This window comes from Bacillus sp. hwrm1 (assembly GCF_040207805.1).
Classification (GTDB): Bacteria; Bacillota; Bacilli; order Bacillales; family Bacillaceae; genus Bacillus; species Bacillus velezensis.
Genome location: NZ_CP157943.1, coordinates 1,918,162 through 1,938,506, shown reverse-complemented (window position 1 = coordinate 1,938,506; position 20,345 = coordinate 1,918,162). Strand labels below are relative to the sequence as shown.

Annotated in this window: 35 protein-coding genes and 1 pseudogene; all 36 read right to left on the bottom strand. The window is 40.5% G+C overall.

Annotation, left to right across the window (positions count from 1 at the left end):
* Positions 1-42: 42 nt before the first annotated feature.
* Positions 43-420 (bottom strand): phage tail assembly chaperone G, encoded by a 378-nt coding sequence (gene gpG, locus ABK447_RS10210; protein WP_046341343.1) that lies wholly within the window; start codon positions 418-420, stop codon positions 43-45.
* A gap of 61 nt (positions 421-481) precedes the next feature.
* Positions 482-1,090: a major tail protein gene (locus tag ABK447_RS10205; RefSeq protein ID WP_014418190.1), complete on the bottom strand. Its 609-nt coding sequence runs from the start codon at positions 1,088-1,090 to the stop codon at positions 482-484.
* A gap of 14 nt (positions 1,091-1,104) precedes the next feature.
* Positions 1,105-1,488, bottom strand: coding sequence for a DUF3168 domain-containing protein (locus ABK447_RS10200; RefSeq protein WP_207579538.1), 384 nt, complete (start codon positions 1,486-1,488; stop codon positions 1,105-1,107).
* Positions 1,485-1,883 carry an HK97-gp10 family putative phage morphogenesis protein gene (locus tag ABK447_RS10195; protein ID WP_025852578.1) on the bottom strand — a complete coding sequence of 133 codons (399 nt, stop codon included), beginning with the start codon at positions 1,881-1,883 and terminating at the stop codon, positions 1,485-1,487. The genes ABK447_RS10200 and ABK447_RS10195 overlap by 4 nt, the downstream gene beginning before the upstream one ends.
* Positions 1,880-2,197, bottom strand: a complete 318-nt coding sequence (locus ABK447_RS10190) for a phage head closure protein (RefSeq protein WP_025852580.1) — start codon at positions 2,195-2,197, stop codon at positions 1,880-1,882. The genes ABK447_RS10195 and ABK447_RS10190 overlap by 4 nt, the downstream gene beginning before the upstream one ends.
* Positions 2,187-2,489, bottom strand: a complete 303-nt coding sequence (locus ABK447_RS10185) for a head-tail connector protein (RefSeq protein WP_038458892.1) — start codon at positions 2,487-2,489, stop codon at positions 2,187-2,189. Before ABK447_RS10185 ends, ABK447_RS10190 begins: the two co-directional genes overlap by 11 nt.
* Positions 2,490-2,506: 17 nt before the next feature.
* Positions 2,507-2,923 (bottom strand): collagen-like protein, encoded by a 417-nt coding sequence (locus ABK447_RS10180; protein ID WP_207579539.1) that lies wholly within the window; start codon positions 2,921-2,923, stop codon positions 2,507-2,509.
* Between the two features lie 22 nt (positions 2,924-2,945).
* The gene (locus ABK447_RS10175; RefSeq protein WP_014418196.1) at positions 2,946-4,238 is read right to left on the bottom strand and encodes a phage major capsid protein; all 1,293 of its coding nucleotides are present in this window, start codon (positions 4,236-4,238) and stop codon (positions 2,946-2,948) included.
* A gap of 38 nt (positions 4,239-4,276) precedes the next feature.
* The gene (locus ABK447_RS10170; RefSeq protein ID WP_032859296.1) at positions 4,277-4,903 is read right to left on the bottom strand and encodes an HK97 family phage prohead protease; all 627 of its coding nucleotides are present in this window, start codon (positions 4,901-4,903) and stop codon (positions 4,277-4,279) included.
* Positions 4,866-6,146, bottom strand: a complete 1,281-nt coding sequence (locus ABK447_RS10165) for a phage portal protein (RefSeq protein ID WP_046341350.1) — start codon at positions 6,144-6,146, stop codon at positions 4,866-4,868. Before ABK447_RS10165 ends, ABK447_RS10170 begins: the two co-directional genes overlap by 38 nt.
* A 4-nt stretch (positions 6,147-6,150) precedes the next feature.
* Positions 6,151-6,321 carry a hypothetical protein gene (locus tag ABK447_RS10160; protein WP_014418199.1) on the bottom strand — a complete coding sequence of 57 codons (171 nt, stop codon included), beginning with the start codon at positions 6,319-6,321 and terminating at the stop codon, positions 6,151-6,153.
* A gap of 13 nt (positions 6,322-6,334) precedes the next feature.
* A complete protein-coding gene (locus ABK447_RS10155) occupies positions 6,335-8,044 on the bottom strand; it encodes a terminase large subunit (RefSeq protein WP_046341351.1) in 1,710 nt (569 codons plus the stop codon).
* Complete coding sequence (locus ABK447_RS10150) at positions 8,041-8,556, bottom strand: phage terminase small subunit P27 family (protein WP_014418201.1); 516 nt, start codon at positions 8,554-8,556, stop codon at positions 8,041-8,043. The genes ABK447_RS10155 and ABK447_RS10150 overlap by 4 nt, the downstream gene beginning before the upstream one ends.
* A gap of 229 nt (positions 8,557-8,785) precedes the next feature.
* Entirely contained in the window at positions 8,786-9,151 is a 366-nt protein-coding gene (locus ABK447_RS10145; RefSeq protein ID WP_060560115.1) for an HNH endonuclease, read from the bottom strand.
* Positions 9,152-9,155: 4 nt separating this feature from the next.
* Positions 9,156-9,434 carry a hypothetical protein gene (locus tag ABK447_RS10140; protein WP_094295983.1) on the bottom strand — a complete coding sequence of 93 codons (279 nt, stop codon included), beginning with the start codon at positions 9,432-9,434 and terminating at the stop codon, positions 9,156-9,158.
* Between the two features lie 49 nt (positions 9,435-9,483).
* On the bottom strand, positions 9,484-10,005 hold the full coding sequence (locus tag ABK447_RS10135) for a hypothetical protein (RefSeq protein ID WP_207579540.1): 522 nt from the start codon (positions 10,003-10,005) through the stop codon (positions 9,484-9,486).
* A 22-nt stretch (positions 10,006-10,027) separates the two neighbouring features.
* Positions 10,028-10,936: a DUF6731 family protein gene (locus ABK447_RS10130; protein WP_207579541.1), complete on the bottom strand. Its 909-nt coding sequence runs from the start codon at positions 10,934-10,936 to the stop codon at positions 10,028-10,030.
* Between the two features lie 137 nt (positions 10,937-11,073).
* On the bottom strand, positions 11,074-11,286 hold the full coding sequence (locus ABK447_RS10125) for a helix-turn-helix domain-containing protein (protein ID WP_094295986.1): 213 nt from the start codon (positions 11,284-11,286) through the stop codon (positions 11,074-11,076).
* A 262-nt stretch (positions 11,287-11,548) separates the two neighbouring features.
* Positions 11,549-11,698 carry a hypothetical protein gene (locus ABK447_RS10120; RefSeq protein WP_162839616.1) on the bottom strand — a complete coding sequence of 50 codons (150 nt, stop codon included), beginning with the start codon at positions 11,696-11,698 and terminating at the stop codon, positions 11,549-11,551.
* 138 nt (positions 11,699-11,836) lie between these two features.
* Positions 11,837-12,049 carry a helix-turn-helix domain-containing protein gene (locus ABK447_RS10115; protein WP_072177182.1) on the bottom strand — a complete coding sequence of 71 codons (213 nt, stop codon included), beginning with the start codon at positions 12,047-12,049 and terminating at the stop codon, positions 11,837-11,839.
* 299 nt (positions 12,050-12,348) lie between these two features.
* Positions 12,349-12,486 carry a hypothetical protein gene (locus ABK447_RS10110; protein ID WP_014304494.1) on the bottom strand — a complete coding sequence of 46 codons (138 nt, stop codon included), beginning with the start codon at positions 12,484-12,486 and terminating at the stop codon, positions 12,349-12,351.
* 104 nt (positions 12,487-12,590) lie between these two features.
* Complete coding sequence (locus ABK447_RS10105) at positions 12,591-13,106, bottom strand: sigma-70 family RNA polymerase sigma factor (RefSeq protein WP_207579542.1); 516 nt, start codon at positions 13,104-13,106, stop codon at positions 12,591-12,593.
* A 19-nt stretch (positions 13,107-13,125) separates the two neighbouring features.
* Positions 13,126-13,311, bottom strand: a complete 186-nt coding sequence (locus ABK447_RS10100) for a hypothetical protein (RefSeq protein ID WP_088056589.1) — start codon at positions 13,309-13,311, stop codon at positions 13,126-13,128.
* A gap of 237 nt (positions 13,312-13,548) precedes the next feature.
* Positions 13,549-14,082 carry a hypothetical protein gene (locus ABK447_RS10095; protein WP_229024204.1) on the bottom strand — a complete coding sequence of 178 codons (534 nt, stop codon included), beginning with the start codon at positions 14,080-14,082 and terminating at the stop codon, positions 13,549-13,551.
* Positions 14,083-14,284: 202 nt separating this feature from the next.
* Positions 14,285-14,767: a hypothetical protein gene (locus tag ABK447_RS10090; RefSeq protein WP_207579543.1), complete on the bottom strand. Its 483-nt coding sequence runs from the start codon at positions 14,765-14,767 to the stop codon at positions 14,285-14,287.
* 268 nt (positions 14,768-15,035) lie between these two features.
* A pseudogene (locus ABK447_RS20920) lies at positions 15,036-15,218 on the bottom strand (DNA cytosine methyltransferase); the annotation flags it as partial.
* A gap of 4 nt (positions 15,219-15,222) precedes the next feature.
* Entirely contained in the window at positions 15,223-15,480 is a 258-nt protein-coding gene (locus tag ABK447_RS10080) for a hypothetical protein (protein WP_046341360.1), read from the bottom strand.
* Positions 15,481-15,515: 35 nt separating this feature from the next.
* The gene (locus ABK447_RS10075; protein ID WP_025852610.1) at positions 15,516-15,719 is read right to left on the bottom strand and encodes an XtrA/YqaO family protein; all 204 of its coding nucleotides are present in this window, start codon (positions 15,717-15,719) and stop codon (positions 15,516-15,518) included.
* Positions 15,720-15,801: 82 nt separating this feature from the next.
* Complete coding sequence (locus tag ABK447_RS10070) at positions 15,802-15,966, bottom strand: hypothetical protein (RefSeq protein ID WP_162918043.1); 165 nt, start codon at positions 15,964-15,966, stop codon at positions 15,802-15,804.
* A 51-nt stretch (positions 15,967-16,017) separates the two neighbouring features.
* Positions 16,018-16,446 (bottom strand): RusA family crossover junction endodeoxyribonuclease, encoded by a 429-nt coding sequence (locus tag ABK447_RS10065; protein ID WP_046341362.1) that lies wholly within the window; start codon positions 16,444-16,446, stop codon positions 16,018-16,020.
* Positions 16,447-16,541: 95 nt separating this feature from the next.
* Positions 16,542-16,685, bottom strand: coding sequence for a hypothetical protein (locus ABK447_RS10060; RefSeq protein WP_192840832.1), 144 nt, complete (start codon positions 16,683-16,685; stop codon positions 16,542-16,544).
* Entirely contained in the window at positions 16,682-17,593 is a 912-nt protein-coding gene (locus ABK447_RS10055; RefSeq protein WP_079891877.1) for an ATP-binding protein, read from the bottom strand. The genes ABK447_RS10060 and ABK447_RS10055 overlap by 4 nt, the downstream gene beginning before the upstream one ends.
* Positions 17,514-18,215: a DnaD domain protein gene (locus ABK447_RS10050; RefSeq protein ID WP_046341364.1), complete on the bottom strand. Its 702-nt coding sequence runs from the start codon at positions 18,213-18,215 to the stop codon at positions 17,514-17,516. The genes ABK447_RS10055 and ABK447_RS10050 overlap by 80 nt, the downstream gene beginning before the upstream one ends.
* Before the next feature lie 197 nt (positions 18,216-18,412).
* Entirely contained in the window at positions 18,413-19,246 is an 834-nt protein-coding gene (locus ABK447_RS10045; RefSeq protein ID WP_371877451.1) for a PD-(D/E)XK nuclease-like domain-containing protein, read from the bottom strand.
* Positions 19,170-20,090, bottom strand: coding sequence for a hypothetical protein (locus ABK447_RS10040; RefSeq protein WP_025852621.1), 921 nt, complete (start codon positions 20,088-20,090; stop codon positions 19,170-19,172). Before ABK447_RS10040 ends, ABK447_RS10045 begins: the two co-directional genes overlap by 77 nt.
* The gene (locus tag ABK447_RS10035) at positions 20,087-20,275 is read right to left on the bottom strand and encodes a hypothetical protein (protein WP_038458929.1); all 189 of its coding nucleotides are present in this window, start codon (positions 20,273-20,275) and stop codon (positions 20,087-20,089) included. Before ABK447_RS10035 ends, ABK447_RS10040 begins: the two co-directional genes overlap by 4 nt.
* Between the last annotated feature and the right edge of the window lie 70 nt (positions 20,276-20,345).

The window sequence follows — 20,345 nt, the reverse complement described above, 5'->3', positions numbered from 1 at the left end:
TCATACTCCACCCTTGTTGCAGGAGAGTAGCGTAAATTTCATTTATTTGCTCAATTCCGCGCTCGTAGGTGTATTCTTCTCCGTCTGTTCCGGCAAAAAATCCTGATCAGCAGCCTCAATTTCTTTATAGCCGGCAACTTCCGAGAGAATGCGGCTCACTTCTTTCGCAACTTCAAAAGATTCCAGCCCCTCAAATAATTGATCATAAGTAAATTGATTGCGGAATATCCCAACAATAAATTGCAGCTGTTTTTCGAGGATTTTGATGCTTTTCTCCAAATTATCCGCTGTTTTTTCCGCTTCTGCATTTAATCGTAATGCTTCAAGAAGTGTTTTTGTATTGGTCCGGGGTGCAATAAAAGTTTTGAATTTCTTTTCATCTTCGAACCATAGTTTAATAGAAATATGTTTTTGAGCCATGTTGACTCCTCCTTTTCATACGAATACAAAGGGAAGCTCTTAAGCTTCCCTAATCCCTAAGTTAAGCACCTAGATCTGTACTTGTTTTTTGATCGGCAGTGGATGATGTATAGGCACTGCCATACACTTTTTCATAAAACTTATCTAAATCGAAATTAGGAGCATCTTCATCCGCGATTACTTTATATACATCATCCTGGTCTCTTTCAAGAAATTCAGCTGACAACTTAGAAGTTTGAAAGTCCACTTTTTCTTTTTTTGTATTCCAGTCGTCATCAGGCAGCGTAAACCGACCTTGGACTAAGCCGACATATCGTCTTTTTCCATTAGCTTTCACACCAAAGAAAGTCATAGCAATCCAAGGCGGAGTAACATTCTTCTTAAATAAATACAGTCCGTCTGTGGTTTCCTCTATCCCAAACAAATTGACAAGGTGTTCTGGCGGAACATCTCTCATCTCTAAGTCTAATTTCGTTGAACCAGTTGAAACAGCAAGGTCAACTACCTTGTTATCAGCATATTGCTTTTCTGTAGATGAATCAGTTGCCATCTTTGCATTTATTGCATGTGGATAGTCGACAATCTTGCTGGCAACCCACAAGCCGTTTTCTTTTTTTAATGGTGCGTATTGAACGCCTTCTAATCCCACCATTGAGCTGTATTCAGGCATCTTAAAACCTCCGATTATAATAAAATGTTTGCCTCAAACCGATAACCTTTTCGAATGAGGCGCTCTGATTGTAAAAATTCATTGATAAGAACTGTCGTTTGAAAATCCAGTTTCCCCATAACATCCATGATAGCTGCCATAATTGGATCACACGACTGGTTGTGATACACATCAATTTGATACAAAGTGCTATCTTTAATTGGATGCCCGTCTGCCCATTCAGTCGTTCTGTACTCTAATTCTTGAACCACAATGTAAGGTGGTTGGCTTTCCAAACCTTCTGGCACAGCCAGTTCATAGATGTTTTCAGGGCCAGTCAGCATTAAAAGCGCTGGATCTTTTTCCAGCGCTTCAAATACTTTATTTTTTAGTTGTAATGATCTCTCTACTAGATTCACAGTTTAAAGCCTGCCTTTATGACTTTTTCCATTGCATCAAGCATCTTGCCATTCGCCTTTACCATACTCCGGTGTATAAATGGATTGGCAGCCTGATGGAGCGTGCCGAATTCCGGCAAGTGAACACGGAATTTTGTATCTTTTGTAGGGCCTACAACTGCGTATATCTCTCCGTCTTCGTCCCGCCTGATACGGCTGCCGACTATAATATCATCGTCAATGTGCGGATGACTTCCGCCAATGGAAGAGCGCGGAGCTTCCTCATTAATTTCCGCTGCCAAAACAGCCCCTCCGGCTTTTACTGCTGCTTTATGAATCTTTTCATCCTTACGGGCCAGATCAGCGAAAGTAGATTCAAGCTCTCTAAACCCTTTCAATTCCAATTCAAAATTCATCGGCTCACCACATTCGCTTTAATCGTAATGAAATGCCGCCGCGAATAATTCGGCAAGATAGCCTCAATTTCATATGAATCGCCCTGAAAGACGATTCGCATATGTTCATTGATATCTTCCCGGTGCCGGATTGTAAATTGAACTGTTTTTTCTTTTTGTATGGCCGCTGCAGCATAATATTCCCGGCCCTTTAAGCCCTCCGCCTTTGCCCAGCATTCAATAACTGTTTCCCAGCTATCATTTCCCTCCACAGGCAGACGGCCGCCGGGCTTCTTTTTTTGAAATTGAATGCGGTAACGCATATCATTCAGCATCTGACGCCCTCCCCGGCAATGTATATTTCAGCTGATTGATTAACGAGGTCAGCACACCGTCTAAATTAGATGTTGTACCAGCTATTTCCCTGTTCTCATACCAATGTGCCACAAAAGCATTTACGCACATAGCGGCCCGGGCTGATTGATTGGGAAAAGCAAGGCCCGTTGCCGAAGTGATGTATTCTTTTGCGGAGGCAATGAACGTGAGAATTAAATCGTCCTCCAGGTCACCATCAACCCGGAGGAATTTTTTCGCTTTTTCTAATTCTATTTTTTCAGCTTCTGTCATCTGGCATCATCTGCCTTTCATTCTACAGGAGTGGCGGATTTCAGTTCATCAATTTGTTTTTGCATACCATCAAGTGCAGCCTTCACTTCACTGTTCAAATGATCCATCATGACGCTGCCTGTTCCAATGTTATTGCTGCGAACTGATTTGTCAGCAAGCATTTCATGTACAATGCTGCCCTCATCAATAACTGCTGGATCACCTTTTTCGCCTTTAGGACCTTGCTCGCCTGTTTCACCTTTCGGACCAGCAGGACCAGGTTCCCCCTGCGGTCCTTGTTCACCCGGATCCCCTTTAAGCCCCTTTACAAAGAGTGGGTTTTCTTCGCTATTGTCAGCAACAGAAATATCCGTAATAGGCGCTCCTTCCCCGTTGTCTCTTGCTGACGTTAGCACACCGTTACTTTCGTTTAGAATGTTGTTTAGTTTTGCCATCTTTTAATCAATCCTTTCAGTATTAGTTTCCAAGATCAGCAGATTGTTCAGGTGTTTCCACTTTTGCATCCTCACCAACAACAAGATCAGTTACAATGATTGCAGCTTCTGGATCCACTACTTTTCCGTCGAACCGCTCAATACCGCGGAAATATGTCTGATCTGTAAGAAAGGCATCTCCGCCAACATCTGTAGATTTGATTTCAAATTTTTGACGATCAAACATGAAATAGCCGCGTTTAAAGTCGCCGAAAAGAATGTGTGTTTTCTGTGTTTTATCATCCGTCAGGACTTCATCATAGATTTCAACCGGACGCCCAAATAGCAAGAAATTATCCTCATTTCTTGGATCCTCCGCTAAAATGCCGCGGCCGTTTTTGTCTTCGATATTTGCTAGGGTTTCAAACGCTTCAGTATTCATCACCCAAACAGCGTTACGTCGATAACCGCGCTTAATTTGGTTTTTCACTTTTCTTAAAAACTTAATCGTAATGAGTGACGGTGCTTTAATAGACTTGAATTTGCCGCTGCTAATGATACCTTCAACGTTTTTCTCTCCGCCGTCTCCATAAAAGATTTCATCATTCTCTGTTACAACGGCTGATTCAGACAGCCAGTCCACGATCTCTTGAACAAAATTTACAAATGAATCATTTAACAACTCACTGGAAACAGGCATGATTCCGGCGAATTTCTTGACGTTATACCAAATTTGATCAAATTCCATATTCTTTAGTTCTTTAATCTGTTCTTTCTCCGCTGTGTTATAAAGTTTTCCGGCAACGCCTTTACGAACCGTATAATTTCCGGATGGCGCAGTTTTCGGAACAACACGGATCAGATTACGAACAGAGTTTAGTTCCTGGATAGATTTCAAAATTTCTTTTGAAATATCATCCGGCACTGTATAGCCGCCGTCTTTATCACTGCCTGCAGATAATGAACGGTTTTCTTTCAAAACGCGTTCCATCATGTTTCGTTCTTCTGTTTCAAGATCATGGCTGCGGCCGGTTAGCACCTTCAACCACGCTTCCCGGTATTCTTTCGTCGCTGTTAAGATATTACGATCTTCCGTCTCTTTCTTCGGTTCACTTTTGATTTCTGCAGAAAAGTTTCGTTCCTCGCCAATCTCCGGAAGTTCTAAACTGCGGCCCTCTGTCATTAATTCAATTTGACTCTGCAGCTCTTTTGCTTCTTCCAGCATGCTGCGAGCTTCTTCAGGCTTTCCATCCTCCAAAAGATTTGAAGCCTCTTGTTTCTTTTGTGTGAATTTTTGTCTTAATTCACGTTCCTTTTTTGTCATTGCTACTGGCATTCGGGTATCCTCCTTAGATTTGAACATAAAAAATAGACCTATAACGTTAGGTCTAAAAGTTCCAATTCGATTTTTAGTTTTTCTATTGGCGCATCGCGCATTTCTTTAATCTGTTCGACTTTTTCTAAACTGCGTTCACCGATCACAGCCTCCGTATCGTTATAAGCAGGTGTTGTTACAAGTGATATGTCAAAAATACGCTCGATGTTATTGATTCGACGTTCATATACATCTTCTTCATCATTATGACGCCATTCATCCGGCTCATTCTTGTTATAATTCAGTGAAAAGGCGAAGGAACACTGATTAATGACTCCGCTTCTAATATTCTCCATTAAATCTTTAGCATACGTCGTATCTGTGGGGGTAAAACGGAATTTTAGACCAATAGCATCTGTCTCTAATTCAAGCCGCCCAGCATCGCCAGAAACGGTGTTTCTCGCTAACGGATAATCCTGGCGGTGATTAAAAAGCGCTACTACGTTTGAAAGGTCCGTGGAAGCTAATGCATCCCGGCTGATGATTTCTTTAAACCATCCACCTAAACGCTCAGACCATTTTTCAAATTTTAAGGCGTAACCCTCAATAAAATCTCTTTTCTCTTCTCCCTCACCAGCAGAACGCAACTCAATCTTCGTTGTTAGGTGGCGAACTTCCTTGCTCATGTATGTCCTCACCTCCCTTAACGGAACCTGATTTGTTCATTTGATACTCCTCCAATGAATCAAGGAATGTATAGTTAAGCGATACAAGGTGCCTATCACCGTGTTCAATTGCGTTTTTCTCTTCAAAAGCACGAATTTCATTTATATTTAATGCACTGATCCGTTCCATAATTTCATAATACTCCGCCCTAGATTTCGCATCACCGCGCAGCTCGCTGTTTACATTGAATTTGATATAGAATCCGTCTTTAATCTCTTCATCAGTAAAGAGTTTCGTTATAATTTCCTGTTCAAAAGAAACCAGCCACGGCTGCAGCGTATTTTTTACGTATTCAATCGATTGGTGTTCAATATTATTGAATGTTGCCCGGTCCAGCTCATTGATTTTATGCAATGGAACTTTAAAAATAGATGCGATTTGTGCCTTATTAAATTTCATAGACTCCACAAACTGAGCTTCTTGCAACGGCATAGATATTGATTCATAAGAAAGACCGGCATCTATAATCGCAATGTTCCGCCCCGCATTTACCTTTTCCCATTCATCTCTCGCCCGCTGTTTTGCATCTTCGTCTATTAAAGTCGGAACTTTTAAGATTCCCCGTGGTGTCGCATCATTTTTATATAATTTCGCATTAAATTTTGTGGCAGCCGATTGCGCGCCAATATGCTCCCTTATAACTCCGATAGGACTCTTACCGTTGATCCCGTCTTCTGTCATACCCTTGAAATGCAGGATCTCATCTGCATACAATTCAACACTTTTTGAATTAATGACCGTTTCATACCACAGCATACCTGTCTTTGGGTTTACATAGGCTTGCGTATTGGCTGGGTTTAATGGCAATAGAGCTGTAATAAAGCCATTCCGATCTGTTTTTATATAAGAATAGGCATTCCCCCACGTACAAGCATGAGTCATCATGAGCTTTTTCCAAGTAAAAGCCGTCATGTATTGATTCGGCTTTAGATAAAGCAATTGGGCAACAGGATGATCCATACTGCTTATAATATTTCCTTGCTTTTTTTTGAATGTATGGACGGCAAGCTTTGCAATGTCATCAGACAGAACATTAACGCACGAAAAAACATCTGGATGGATGAGTGCCGTTGATTCACTGACACGTTCACCGCTAGCTGTTTTTGAGCCGCCGAACATATCTATAATCCAATCAGGAGGATTTGCGAGGCCCCAAGGCTCTTCATCATTTGATCTCTTAGAAAACAGCCCTTCCAAAAACAATTAATCACCTCCTTTTCTTACTGAGCAGCAGTGCATAAAATATAAAAAAGACACCTGTCAAAACAAGACCGATGTCTGTGTGCAAACGATATGCAGCTGCCAATATAAAAGCAGCACCTATGATAAAAAGAAAATCATTTAAAAAAAGCATCATGGCTGTCAGTATTTTCTTCACTTCTACACCACCTTTAGAAAGAAAATGAAGCTGACTTGATATATGCGTTTAAATCAACCTCATTATTGATTTGAGAAGCCCGTACATACGCATTCACAAGCGCGGCGGCCGGGTCAATCCGTTGGGTTGATTTTGATTTATCCAGCATGATGTTCTCTTGAGCATCAACTTTTGTTACAGCGTTCCCCATTGCCCAAGTTAGAAGTTCATTTTTCGGGTGTATGATTTTTTTGGACTTGACCTTTGCTCTGAAGTCTTTGGTCGGCTCTGAGAGAGTTGCCACCCCTTGGCGGATTTCAACCATTACATATCCGTCTGCCTCCATTTGCTGAGCGAACTGAGTAGCGTTATATGGATCGTATCCAATTTCCTTGATGCGCCAGCCATGTTCCTTCTCCATTTTCTTAATATACGCTCTGATATAATCGTAATCGACGACAGCACCATCTGTTGTTGTTAACCAGTTCTTTTTCTCCCATACATCATAAGGGACCTTATCCGTGTTCATCCGCTCATGGAATGTATCCTCCGGCATAAATCCATGACTATCGACAGCAAAGCTGCCGTCATCTAACGGGAAGATGAAAGATGCGGCGGTTAAATCAATCGTTTTTGACAAGTCAATGCCGACATAACATTCTCGGTTCTTCAGCTCAGGAAATTCATCCGAACCGCAATCCGCCCAAGCTTGCATATCCATATAACCATTCTCGCGCATATTAACCCAAATGTTCATATTCTTTGTCATGAAATTTCTCATCTTCTCCGGCACAGCAAGCGCTACTTCCAATTCTCCACGCAAATAATTCAGCCCGTGTTCGTTAGCTGCCACAATAGGGTTTGCTTTTATCCAATTGCGCTCATCTTTAATGTCATCGTCTTTATCTAATTCATTAATCATCACAAAATACTTTTCATTTTGCTCAACTTTATTGGGATCCAGTATACGTGAAACGTAATCGTATTCCACACGATAGGCGGGATTATTTAGCTCAAACCCTGCTGTCGTAATAATCATCATTAACGGTTGAGCACGAGCAGCCATACCAGAAGCGAGTACATCGTAAATCTCTGAAGTTTTATGGGCGTGATATTCATCGATGATGCCGCATTGCGGGTTGAACCCGTCCCCCGTTTTACCTGCATCTTTCGAAAGCGCCTCTATTTTTGACTGTGTTTTGGGATGTTCAATCTTACCGTAAGCAATTCGGTATTTCTTCTCCGGCTTATTCAAAAGGTCACTTTGCATAATCTGTGCTTTAATTTCGTTCCAACAGATTTTCGCCTGTTCCGTTTTTGTTGCACCTATGTAAACCTCGGACATGTATTCGTCGTTAGCCATTGCCTCATAGGATCCAACACATGCCAGGCTTTGTGTTTTTGTGTTTTTACGGCCAACCTGCCAATACACTTTTTTAAATCGTCGATAGCCGTTATCCTTATGCACCCAACCGTACACATTGCCGAAAATAAATATTTGAATAGGCTCCGGCACAATATTTTCACCTTGCAACGGCCCTTTCGTATGCTTGAATTGTGTCATCCAGTAAAGAAATCGACGCGCTTTCTCATCATCAAAGACGTACGGAAACTCTCTGGTACCTTCCCGGCTGATATCATTCAAAAAGCGCTGACAAGCCCATACGTGTTTTTCACATGCGACAATCTCACCCGATATAACGTCGCGTGAGTAATCAATAAGAAATTGTTTTATTGTCTTCATACATTACCAAACTCCTTTTCCGCAGCCGTCTTTTCTCGTTCCTCCTGTGTGCGGGTAATAGCGAGTTTTGCCCGTGCAGATGGCGTAAGGCCGAAATCATTCGCAGCTGATTTCATTTGATCATAGTAATTCTTTTGCCGCTTCAATAACGGATGCTCTTCACCAATCAACTGAATAGGATTTCCATCCTCATCCTGTCCCTCGGTATGCACCATGATCCCATCTTTTTCAATGATTTCTGAAATGGAAATATACTGAGAGTATGCATTACAATAGGCGGCCAACATGCTGATATCTGCTTCAGTAATAATTTCCACCTCAGATAACAAAGCAGCAACCCTTTTAAATTCTTTTTTCGCAATTTTATTTAACCAAGGTGGCGCTTTAATATTGTCGGAGCGCATTTTTATCTTTTTTTCGTGCTCAGCACGGGCAGCCAGCTCATCCGTATTCTTTTTATTGGGATTACCTTGGATTAGTTGAAGTGTTGCAGATTTAGCAGGTCTCGGCATGTTTTCACCTCATTTCTTTTCAAAAAAGTACTTTTTTTTGCTTGTTTTTTTCATCAATCGTGATACGATGGAATCAATCATAAAACCAGTCGTATCAAGCCTTCTCGGCAAATTCGCCGAGGGGGCTTTTTGCTGTTTTCGGAACTTTGAAAAGCGGTGTTTGTTTACAGAAGGGGGATCGCCGTTCTTCGATTGTTTCCCTTCCAGAGATTTGTTAGGGGGGGGAGGGTCACTTGCCCTTACTGCCGTGAGTTTTGTTATGACAGGCATTACACAAGCTTTCAAGGTTCTTTATATCCAATCGTTTCGACCAATCTTGCTTTACTTCCACTATATGATGCACCATGTCAGCCGGAGTGAAGCAATGCGCTTTCAAACAATGCTGACAGAGATAATTGTCTCGTATCAAAGCAAGTTGTCTTGTTCGTTTCCATTCAGTTGATTTATAAAAACTTGTTATTGTTTTGTTTCTTGAATGTTTATTGTAATGTTTTGTTTCTTCTTGTTGTTGTGTCTTGTGTGCATCACAGTACCTATCCCGAGTAAGGGCACGGCAACCACGGGCGGCACATTCCTTTAGGGGCTTGGGCGGCATTGTTCTATTCCTCTGTTCCTTCAATTGTTTGGTGATTAACGTAGTCCATACCTTTATTAAGACTAGGCTTAAATACCGAATTCTTACTCACATCAAGCTTAGAAGAGGCATAACGATCTTGAAACATTTGATCTGATATTGCAACGTCTTCTATTTCAACAACCGAGACAGTCAAGCTATCGTCATACACAAAGTATCCCTTACAAATACCATTTAGCACGTCCCTCTCTATGGCATGCTTACTCCCTAGCCTGTCATTCACCTTAATCAGTAGTAATCTCATATTTTTTCCCCCTTAAATAATGAAAAAAGCTCCCTAAAAAGGAAGCTTTTCAATCTACTTTATTATCTTCTTGTGAACTCTTTATTTTAGGCACATAAATTTTTGCGGGTTGAGTTTTTGTGTTTCGTTTACTTTCCTCAAGCACAGCTGATAATATTTTCGAAACCACCTGTATGACTCTATACGATGACAAAATAAAAATCGTAAGGAGCATGACAAACAATACGAGTAATAATTTTGAAAAGAGTCCGGTTGAATCAATCATTACATATAAAAACATTGAATACACGGCTAATACTAAACCAAAAATTATTGAAGTTTTCACATAAGAAGTAAGGTCAGAATCACCTTTATGTTCAAATATTCTTTGCATGATTTCTGCATTCGTTAGACTTATAAGGATTGATATCATTGTACCTAAAAATGCTATAACTATCGAGCTAACTGTGACTGACGAGTTTAAAATTGCATCGAAATTTTTCACTTCACTTATTGACCAATCCTTTAAAAATACAATTACCCCAAAAATAAAAGCGAATATATAAGGATATGTAAGTTCAAATCTCCTCATTAACAGTCACCTCAAAAGTTTTTTACTCGTATATATTGTTTATTTCGTCAACTCTTCTTTCATATAGTAATCGCATTTTATTAATCACAGTTTCATGCAGAATATTCCTGGATTCACGATTTATATCTAGTTTAGAAAAACTGTGAATATCATAGAGTCTATGTTCAATCAAATCTATTGTTTCTACATTCTTATTTTCATTTTCTTTTAATTTCACTTCAACTTTATTTGCATTGGGGTCATTGGCAATAGCTCTTAACTCTTCGTAAATCGGAACTCTACTATGTTTCTTTGACCCTTTTTGCGCTAATCCAATTTTAAATTGAATATTTACTGGCTCTTTAATTGATTCGGTCCGAGATAGAATTTGGCCCAAAGATCTTTTTGTTTCTGTAGAGGTGTTTTTGACATCAGCAATAGATATTTCCGCACTTCTTATTAAGTGATCGTGTTTTAAGAGTTGCATTGAACTTGGATGAACAAGCGGCTTAAATAACACAGTGAAGCCTATCTCATCAATTAATGATGTAAAGAAACTAGCTATTGAACTAGGTGGTAAACTAAACATGTTTCTTCTAACCATTATGACACAATTCTCTGGGTCAAAAAGGGCGGATACTTCTTCACCAAACCCCTCTGCTTCATCCATATCATCAAAAAAACTAACATCTCCGTTATCATGAGCTTTTAGAGGGAAATTATCCTTGCGTATTCGAATAAAATGCATTTCCCATTTGCCGTTATTCTCTTGAATATCTTGTAGTCTCGCTCTATCATTTCCTGCTGAAAAAACCCGATCAGCAACATGAATATCTTGAGCACCTCTGATTACCTCATCTAAATTACATAAACGTTCTTCCATCACATCTCTAATCTGATCATAGGATCTTGCATAAACTTTAAAATAATCGAATTTGACTCTCTTACTCATCATTATCTCCTCCTTATAAACATTATCGGTAATTTATAAGGAAATAGTAACCATATGCAGAATTTGTCGAACGAAAGTCCTTTATAAATAAGTGGCAATCGTAAGACGAAAAAGCATCATTTTATTAGAGGGACAGATTAACGTTTCTTTTTATAAGCCGCAATATCTTTTCTTAGAAAGAGACGATCTCTATTTGTTGATTTGATTGGCTTCAGCGTTCCATGATCAACTAGCTGTTTAAGATTTTGACGACTGCAACCGATGATTTCAATCGCTTCCGAGGTGGTTATGACTTCTTTATCAAGGAACTCTCTCAATTCTTCGACATCACTAAATACAAACTTATCCATTCTTTGAATTCCTCCATTTCATAACTACGTTTATAATCGTCAGCGTGAGCCATATAACTGCCAGCACAATTGATATTATGTCCAGTACAGTCAGGTTGTTATAGTCCATACGAGCGAATTGTAAGCAAAACAAGACGAAAAATAACAGTGTTGTTGAGTCTAATATTTTTTTCATTATCTCCGAGCATGGAATTTTAATGGTTTTGTTTAAGCACCATTAAGATGTTATAATACAAGGAGGGGAAGTAATTCCCCTCATGGGTTATTTGCGACGTTTCTTCTTGGCGGGAGAACGTCGTTTTTTGTTTTTATCACCCTTTAGGTCCTTGATGTTCTTGATCAGTGTCGTAATCCCAACGAGAATTCCGACTAACCAAGCTGTATCCCTAAGGATGAATTCAACGATTTCCATGCTCGTTAACACCTCCTTTCGATACTTTAATTATAACACTTATATTTACCACCGTCAATATTTATATATGAAAAATATTGATTTTTTTCCAATAAATATTTATCATTACATAAAAAAAGCACCCTATTTTTCGGATGCTCATTTCCGTCTATTCTTTTGAAAATCCAAAATATCCTCTTTCAGAAAAAGCCTGTCCCGAGGCATTTCTTTCATTGGCTCCAATTCGCCGGTCTTTACTAACTGGTTCAGATACTGACGGGTGAACCCCAATATCTCAAGCGCTTCACTTGTATTGAGTATCTCTTCATTCAAGAATTTCTTGATTGCATCACGCTCTTTAGGCTTGTACATTTTTGAATCATCCTTTTTTCTCGCGATATTTCAAGTAAAGGGAAAATGCTTTTTCAATGATTGAAACAACAAACAAAATGATTAGACTTATATCGAGAGCCGTTTTTAACGGTCCCGCTGCCACATCCTGACGGAAGAACAACATATACGCCAGGGCAAGAAGAACAACAATATCGGTAGTAGACTGTACACTTTTCATTTTTTTTTGAAAGTGGCTGGCTTTCAAATAATGTCTTTATTTTTTATTTTTGTTATACTAGGAGCAAGGGAGAAGCGCTACCTTCTCCCTCGGCTCAAAATCATCTGCGCTTTCTTGGTCGACGGCGTTTTTTGATTTTGGGCTTTTTTGTTTTAAGCTTTTCCCTGATGATGAGGACTTTTTCAACAACTGTGAGAGTTGTGAGGATAATCCCCAGTACCAATGCGATTTCAGCCACTTTCTTTCCCTCCTTTCTATACTTTAATTATACCCTAATACTTTACTTACGTCAAGTTATTTGATGGGCTTTTTTCTTTATTTCTCCAATAAAAAAGAGCCTATTCACGCTAAACAGAATAGGCTGTGATCTGCTCTATTTTTCATTTTCAGACGGGAACGTTCAATGTTCTTCTGCACAGTTCCTTTTTTAATCCCCAATAACTGCGCTATCTCTTCAAATGACATGTTTTGCACAGCATGCATCATGAATATGTCTTTTTCTCTTTCTGTGAGCACGGAAAGGGCGTCAGAGATTCTTTCCTTATCCCAATCACTTACCTCTCCCTCAGCTTCTTGAACGATTGCATATTCTTCCGGCAGCGCATCAATTAAGTGCGGATCAGCAAGAATCGTCCTTTGATATACGTCTCTTCTGTCAGCACCTCGGCGGGCGCCCGGCTGTCTTCCGTTCTGCAGCCATTCAAGAGTGAATTCAATATCGCTGATTATGCTACTGATTATCTTCTTATCGTTCTTTTGTTCAGCCGTCATTTCAACTTCCGGTGTTTCCGTTAATGACCGGTATATCTTTCTTGCTTCTTTTAACGATCTTTTATATTCAATGATTAAATCTTGCACTTTTCATCATTCCTTTGCCTCAAAATGAATATGTATCGTTCCAATTATTATTTTTTTGTTCAGCAATATACTGGCGTCTAGATACCTCCGAAACTCTTAAGTTGAAGGTTTTGACCAAGAAGGTTTTCAACTCGTTATAGAGCTCTTCTCTGCCGCAAAAGATATTTACAAGCTTTCCGTGCTTATAAGCGAATCCGTATTTCATCCTAAAACTCCCCTTATTCTTTCTGTTTTAAATGGTCCGTTCTTGCCTCGTCCGAATATTTGCTTTTTTGGGCCTTCATCGTCGCTAAAAGTCGTCCAGAACAACTCCTATGCGTTTTTTATTAGGCTTTTTCATTCCTGTTTCATGTCGTTCCCTTGGACAAATAAAAAACGGACACCAATCAGAGCACAGTAATTCTGTGCAATGATCAGTGTCCGCAGGCTTTCCGTCTTGGACTTATTTCGTTTTAATATCCTCTATACAGGCATCAGCCATTTCTTCTATAAACTTTAAACGTTTTTTATTTCCCGAAAAAAGGAAAACGATATTAATAATAATAGACAGAAAAAGCATCAAAATTAAAGAAATATTCATAACATTCATTAATAACGGGTTTGCATCTTTTAATGGAATTTTAATGCTTTCCATAAAGGCATTGTTTCTAATAACGTATAGAAACAACGGACCTGCTAGTAATGTAATTATTGTACGGTTTATCGTGTCTAGGCTACCCTCAGTGATTTTAGTACGAACAAGAGCTTTAAGCATTCTTAGCTTTGTAATATCATGACTTGTATAAATCAATAACTGTAAACGAAAATTATTAAGGTTATTATGGAGGTTCTGCTTATCAATTTTTATTTCTTCTAGGTTCTTAAAGAATGTATTCGGTTCATATATTATTGGGTTCTCTAACCATTGAAATAAATTTTTAGGTGGTTTAATCTGTTCTAAAGGGGTTATTAGACCAAATATAAGGTAGTAATACATTAATCCGTGAACTCCTATAACAATAGTGTTAGATGACCACGTCGGTTTATTTATCGATTCAAAAAACGATGCTACTGATACAGTTAGTAACATGGAGAATATAAAAGCAAGGGAAAAGTTTACGAATCTATTCATAAAGAGTTTTTTTATTACTGCTTTAACCAATTAACAATCACATCCTATGTTAAGCTCTAATCTTTTTTCAAAAAATTTTTTTTGAATCAGAAAGCAATGATTTAGTTATAGATAGATTCCAAGCTCTCATTCTCTTGTGCCAACGCTTATGCTGTATAAAACTATCCCAACTTAATTCGTATATTCCTTTTAAAGCATACTCTTTATCAAACAAGACAATTATTACATATTCGAATTTTTGAACATCAGCATCCGTTAATTCGGGATCGTTCAAACCATAAAAAACTCCCGTAACATTTCCGGTTGTTGTTTTAATACTATATCGATCTCCTTTTATGCTTAAAGCATCGATATTTTGAGTGCCTGTCGGAGCAGCCTGAAGGTTAGGTAGCCCTTTAGTTTTATTGTAAAAATTAATGGCTAAGTATTCCCCAAGCTCTCCAACCACATTATTCGTACGTATTATACCTCGATGCTTCAACTCCTTGAGTAACTCACTATAGAGCAAAGTCAATTCTAAGTCGTCTAAGTTTTCTAATGATACAGCCAAAAAGTAACCCACCTTTTATAATTTATATTCATATTAAACCATAAAAAAGTGAAATTATGTCTTTCAACTGTGAAATCTCTTAAAAATCTAAATATCGGATAAATCTACTACAGCACAATCGCGTTGCCTAATCCTTTAATTCTGTCCACCCGGTCGGGAATCCCACAAGCCACTCGACCCACGTCGAGTTCAGCTGTCCACCGACTCGCTTCCCCTCTAGACTTGAGACTGTATTCTCCAACCTGACATACTGCTTTTTCGCTCGTCTTTCTTCCTCTAAAAACTGTCTATTCAAGGTACATACATCACTGAAGATGGGAACGTCCGGGAAATTTTTGTTTAATACCTTTTGACAAGGTTCACGCTCACAGAATGCTACCGTCTCAACGCTGGCCCATTCAGCCGCAAGAGCGATTCCCCCAATGTCGGCGAACAATTCAATACTTTTCATCCCGTCACCCCAACATTCCCGGCAGGACAGAGACAGCGAAGAAGAAAAGCCCCACGCATGCCCCGACCAGCCAAATATTAGTTTTATCCCGTTTTGCAATAATTGTTTCATCACCAATCATCTTTAAATCATCTGAACGCGCTACAAGGACCGGTATATATTGTTTGGGAACTTTCAAATATTCTGCTGCCTGTTCGACGGTCATCGCTTCATCTTTCGTTGCTTTGACGACACGTTGTAATTTGACTTGTAATGGCATCAATTCAAAAACCCCTTTGCTGAATAATTACATTCGTTTTATTTCACCTTGAATCCTATTTCGTGATCGACTCGCGCAAAGCTTCCTTTTGATGTTTGGATGATGGTCTTTCCGTGCTCTGGGACATCCAATACATGCGCTGTTCCTTCAGTACCATCTAAAACGATGATACGAATTTTCCCAGGCTCCATACTTTGCTGAATACTTCCTTCGTGATTTTTAATTTCTTTAGGGTTGTACACCTAGACTCCTCCTGTGCTATGATAGAAGTACCAATTCGATTCATAAGCACTGAGGCATAAGCTTCGGTGTTTTTTTATGCCCTTAGTAGGGGTTCTCCCAGCCGCTCATTGTGAATGCTGGGGACGGCTTTAGTTCCTCTCGGTATATGATTGGATGTTTTTCGACATATGCTGCTAGTTCTTCCGGCGTCATCTTCCATTCCTTCACCGGTCCTGGCACGTAAGGATTATTGTTGTTTTCTTGCATGTTGTTGACCTCCTGATAATTTGATTTAGGGTCCATAGAAAAAGCGGCGTGTCATGACACAATCTCCGTTATAATGACTTCCACCCGCGGCTCTTCGCTGTAAAACTTGCTGACTTTCAAATCGACTACCTGACTATCATCCTTGTATATCAAATGGTTTAAAGCGTCTTTGACACCTTTTACATAGTTATCGACGTCCGGCTTTGTTACAGGGCGTAAAAGGCCTTTTTCAGCGTTCTCCTTTTTTCTCTTGGATCCGGATACAGTTTTCGGCATCGGTCTGAAAACTCTGACTTCCATTGCGACAGGACCAGTAATAACCTGCTTCGGTCGATGCTGAGACGCAACCAGTGCCACATACTGCTTAAAATTTTTTGACTTTACAGGATCGTACATTCTAACCTTTCCGTTTTGAATGGATCCTCGCGGCCGTCCTTGTGCGATCGGCTCTCCGTAAACAATAAACTGAATAGAACTCAACAGCCTTTTACCTCCCGTCAATCTGTTCCCAATGCTCGATCTGCTTTTCCTTGTAAGGTGCAGTCAGTAATATGACTGGCAGCGCAGCAACTGCTTTAAGCACTTCTCACCAGCTCCATTTGCCTTATTTTCTCCTCCAGGACCCTAATCGCCGGTGTGAGATCCTGTCCGCCTGTCTGTTCAGCGGGGCCGAACATATAAATCCCTCCGGATCCTTGAACGTTCGTTTTTAAGCTCATTCCCATTCTCCTAACCTATGATTTAATTGCATTCGGTCTCCCTTGATGGTTACCGTATAATTACGGCACATCTGATGTATCCGAGATCCGAGCGCTTCGTCTATATCTAATAATGCTGCTGTATCTAATTCTGATGAAACCAGCAGGGGTTTGTGATTCAGGTAGCGATAATTAACGACCGACTGGATCTGCTCAACCTGCCAATCTGTGGCCCGCGGTTCTCCCTTTACTGGTTTAAATAAATCGTCGATGAATAGAACGTCCGCTTTTCTCATTGCATCAAGCTTGGACTCTAGTTGATCAAAGTTATCTCTTAAATTCCCCATCCCTTCAACGTAAGGGAAATACATGCAGTAAACAGATTTTTTCTTAATAAGGTTGTTCATGATTGCCGTTAATAGGTGCGTTTTTCCGCTGCCAGGCTGCCCAAGGAGGGCGATGCTGTTCGAACGTTCTCCTTTAACTTTTTGAAAATCCTTAAAGTATTCCATAGCGCACTCATATGCGTCTTTAATCATGGCAGGCTTGCCGTCTGTAATAAAATTACCGAATAAGAGCATTTCAAATTCCTCCGTAATGCCGCTGGCCTTCATAAGCCGCGCGATCTTTTTTCGTTTTACACACTCGCATTGCTTTGAAAATGTGGTTTTCCATTCCCGGGCCTTATCCGGCAAGCACACTTTTCCTGCTAGGTAATCCTCTTCCCTCACCATTTGATCAGCGTTAAGACTCTCCATTGTTTTTTGTTCTTTTCTCAGCTGTCGTTCAGTATCTTGGTGAATCCGATAAACAATGATTCCTTTGTCCTTGCAGTCAGGACAATCATATTCAACCTTTTCTTCTGAGGCGGCCTGTTCCGCTGAAAATTGGGCTGACCTGTCCCGTAGTTTTTTGAGAATGCCCGCCATTGCCATGTCCGTACTTTGTGTTTTGTGAGCTATCATGCTGTTTTTTCTCCTTTCTCTTCTGCGTAAACGGATTTGATAGAACTGCTTCAATGTAATTTAAACCAACCTTGTTGCCCTTGTTCCTGAAAGCCTGTTTCATAGCCTCCATGACCTTCTCCTCGCCGTAATCTTCAACCATATAGCCAATTCGCTGAGCTTCAATTGGTCCGATAGTACGGGCGACTTTGTTCTCGAATAATTCAAAGACATTTTTCACTTTTTCATCAACTTCCTTTCTTTCTTCCGACGCTTGGACAAGATCCTTCTTCTTGTTGTAATTGCCAAGCTGTATGTAATCCGCGTAATTCAAAACTGTAACAATAAAGCCGCGTTTTTGCGGCAGCCTGTCCAGTTTTAAATACTCCTGCTTGACCATTCTGTCTAACGAGTATTTGATCTGATCGGATGACCAATTAAAACGCTTTGCTAATTCCACAAGCTTAATGATTGTCTGACCGGGCTCTAAATCCTGATCCGCTCTATACTCTGCCCGTTTGAATAAATGATCGTATATTGTCTCATCCCGTGAATCTTTAAATGGCAGGCGGGGTAAAATGACATAGCCTAATCCTTGCGTATCCATATCGCTCACCTACTTCCTTTTACACACTGCTGTTAGAGCCTTAAAATCAATATCTGTTAATTCTAAAGACGGTTCATTTGTCTTCAGATAGTCCGTTACATACCGTGTATATAAGCCCTTCCTCATTTCACGCCTTACTGTCTTAACCAGCCAGTAATAACAATGCGGAATCGGAACCTTAATTAAATCCTTTTCCATCAGCTGATCAGCTCCGAGAAATGAATAATACTGTTTAACTGATTTGTTGCACGGCAATATTTGCATCTCTCACACCGCTCCGGCTTTTCGCCGCCATGTTTCACTTGCAGGATACGACCCATGCGCTGCTCAATCTCTTCAAGCTCTACTTCCATTCGACCCTTATCGATATTGATGACTGCTTTATCCGGCGGATCCTCTTTAGACACCCCCACGATAAGAGGTTCAAGCCACTCGTTACGCCCAGTCATACGCTTTTCCATTTCTGCGTAGAGCGCCATCTGTCCGATGTATCCGTATGCTTCGACAAACGAGCAATAGCCTATTTCCGGATTCCACACCTTTTCTCGAAGTGAACGGGTTGTTTTCAGATCTGCAAAACGGCTGCCGGCCGGGTTGTATACGTCCAGCTTGCCTTTCCACGGAACACCGAAAAGTTCAGCCGTTACGATAACTTCCTTTGCTCCTTGCAGAACGAACATACAGAGTTCGTCCTGTTGAATCGCCTCAATCATCAGATCAGCTAACTGATATTGCTTGTACAGCTGGCCTTTTTGTGTAAAAAGTGATGGCGTGTTTCTCTTGAATTCATCAAATACCTGTTTCCCTTCAAGCCAGGCATGAACATATTGACCGAAGAGGAGAGCCTCTGAACCCGGCGGCACCCATTCACCGTTAATCTTGGCCATTGTTGCCGCCTCGCATTGCAGAAAGCTCTTATATTGAGAATTTGACATGTAATATCTATCAATCTCGTTAGAATAGTAATTCTCCTTGTTTAGCGCCGGAATCGTCCTCATCAGCAGGATCACCAGCCTTTTTCTTTTTTTCATCTGCCTTCCCAACTTGCTCTTTTTGCTTTTTAAATTCTTCTTCAGCCTTTGACTTAGTCGCGCCTGTGGCCTTGATATTGAAGTAATCCTCTTTCTTTGCCATCCCATCACGAAGGGACGTGTAAATGCGTCCAATTTTCAAGAAATCTTGTTCAGTGAAAGCATCGATCGAATTGCCGATGTATTCCTGGATCATTTCTTTTGTAACGCCAAACTCTTTTTTGAAAAGAGATAAAGCGTTTCTGAGACGATCCTCCAAAGGTTCTTTATGGCCGCTGATTAATGTTTGCTGACACATATCAACCGCAGCATCTACGATATCGCCTGGAATTACTCCAAGTATGCAGGCACGCAACCGCCGCGCGCCTTGATTGGCAACCATTTCATAAATATCCCTTGGATCATCAAGCTTTGTAATAGCACCGCGCGCTTTCCGTTCATGCTTAACCGTGAAAATCTTGGTTTGACGGGTATTCGTTTCGAGGTCCCAGGCATAAGCCATGACAGACGATTCTCCTGCCTTCTGTTCCAGTTCCATAATCCCGTAATCAATATTTCCCCAGTTCTGCGCCAACGCTTCAGCAAGACGTATAGAAGGACCAGATACTTTTGAGCCGCCTCGCGGATATTCATACACCGCGTTCTCGGCCAAAAGCCTCCGTTCACATGCTTTCTTAATCCGATCGAACGCCGCGTATACATCCCGCGGGAATTTCTTAGCAATGACCATAGCAGCCTGTACCTCTTGAGCTTGACGACTGACCATAGCTTCGGTAGTCACGTTGGTTGCCTGTTGAGGTGCGGGCATATAATCTGAGTAATCTACCTGAGACAATCCATTCATTTTGCTGCCACCTCTCTCAAATAAGCTTTTGTGCCGCGCCTCTGCCATTCTCGGTATGCGTCCATTGACGGAAAACTGAAAACAGGACGGCCATACTTATCAAATGTAATTGAACCGCCAACCTGACTTAAACGTTCCTGGTCGTCCGCCCGGTCGCTGAATGACACTGTAATTGATTTTGCCATTTATAAAACCTCCATTGTTTTCTATGAGGCGTTTTGATATAATTAGGTTCCAATCAATAATCAAAACGCC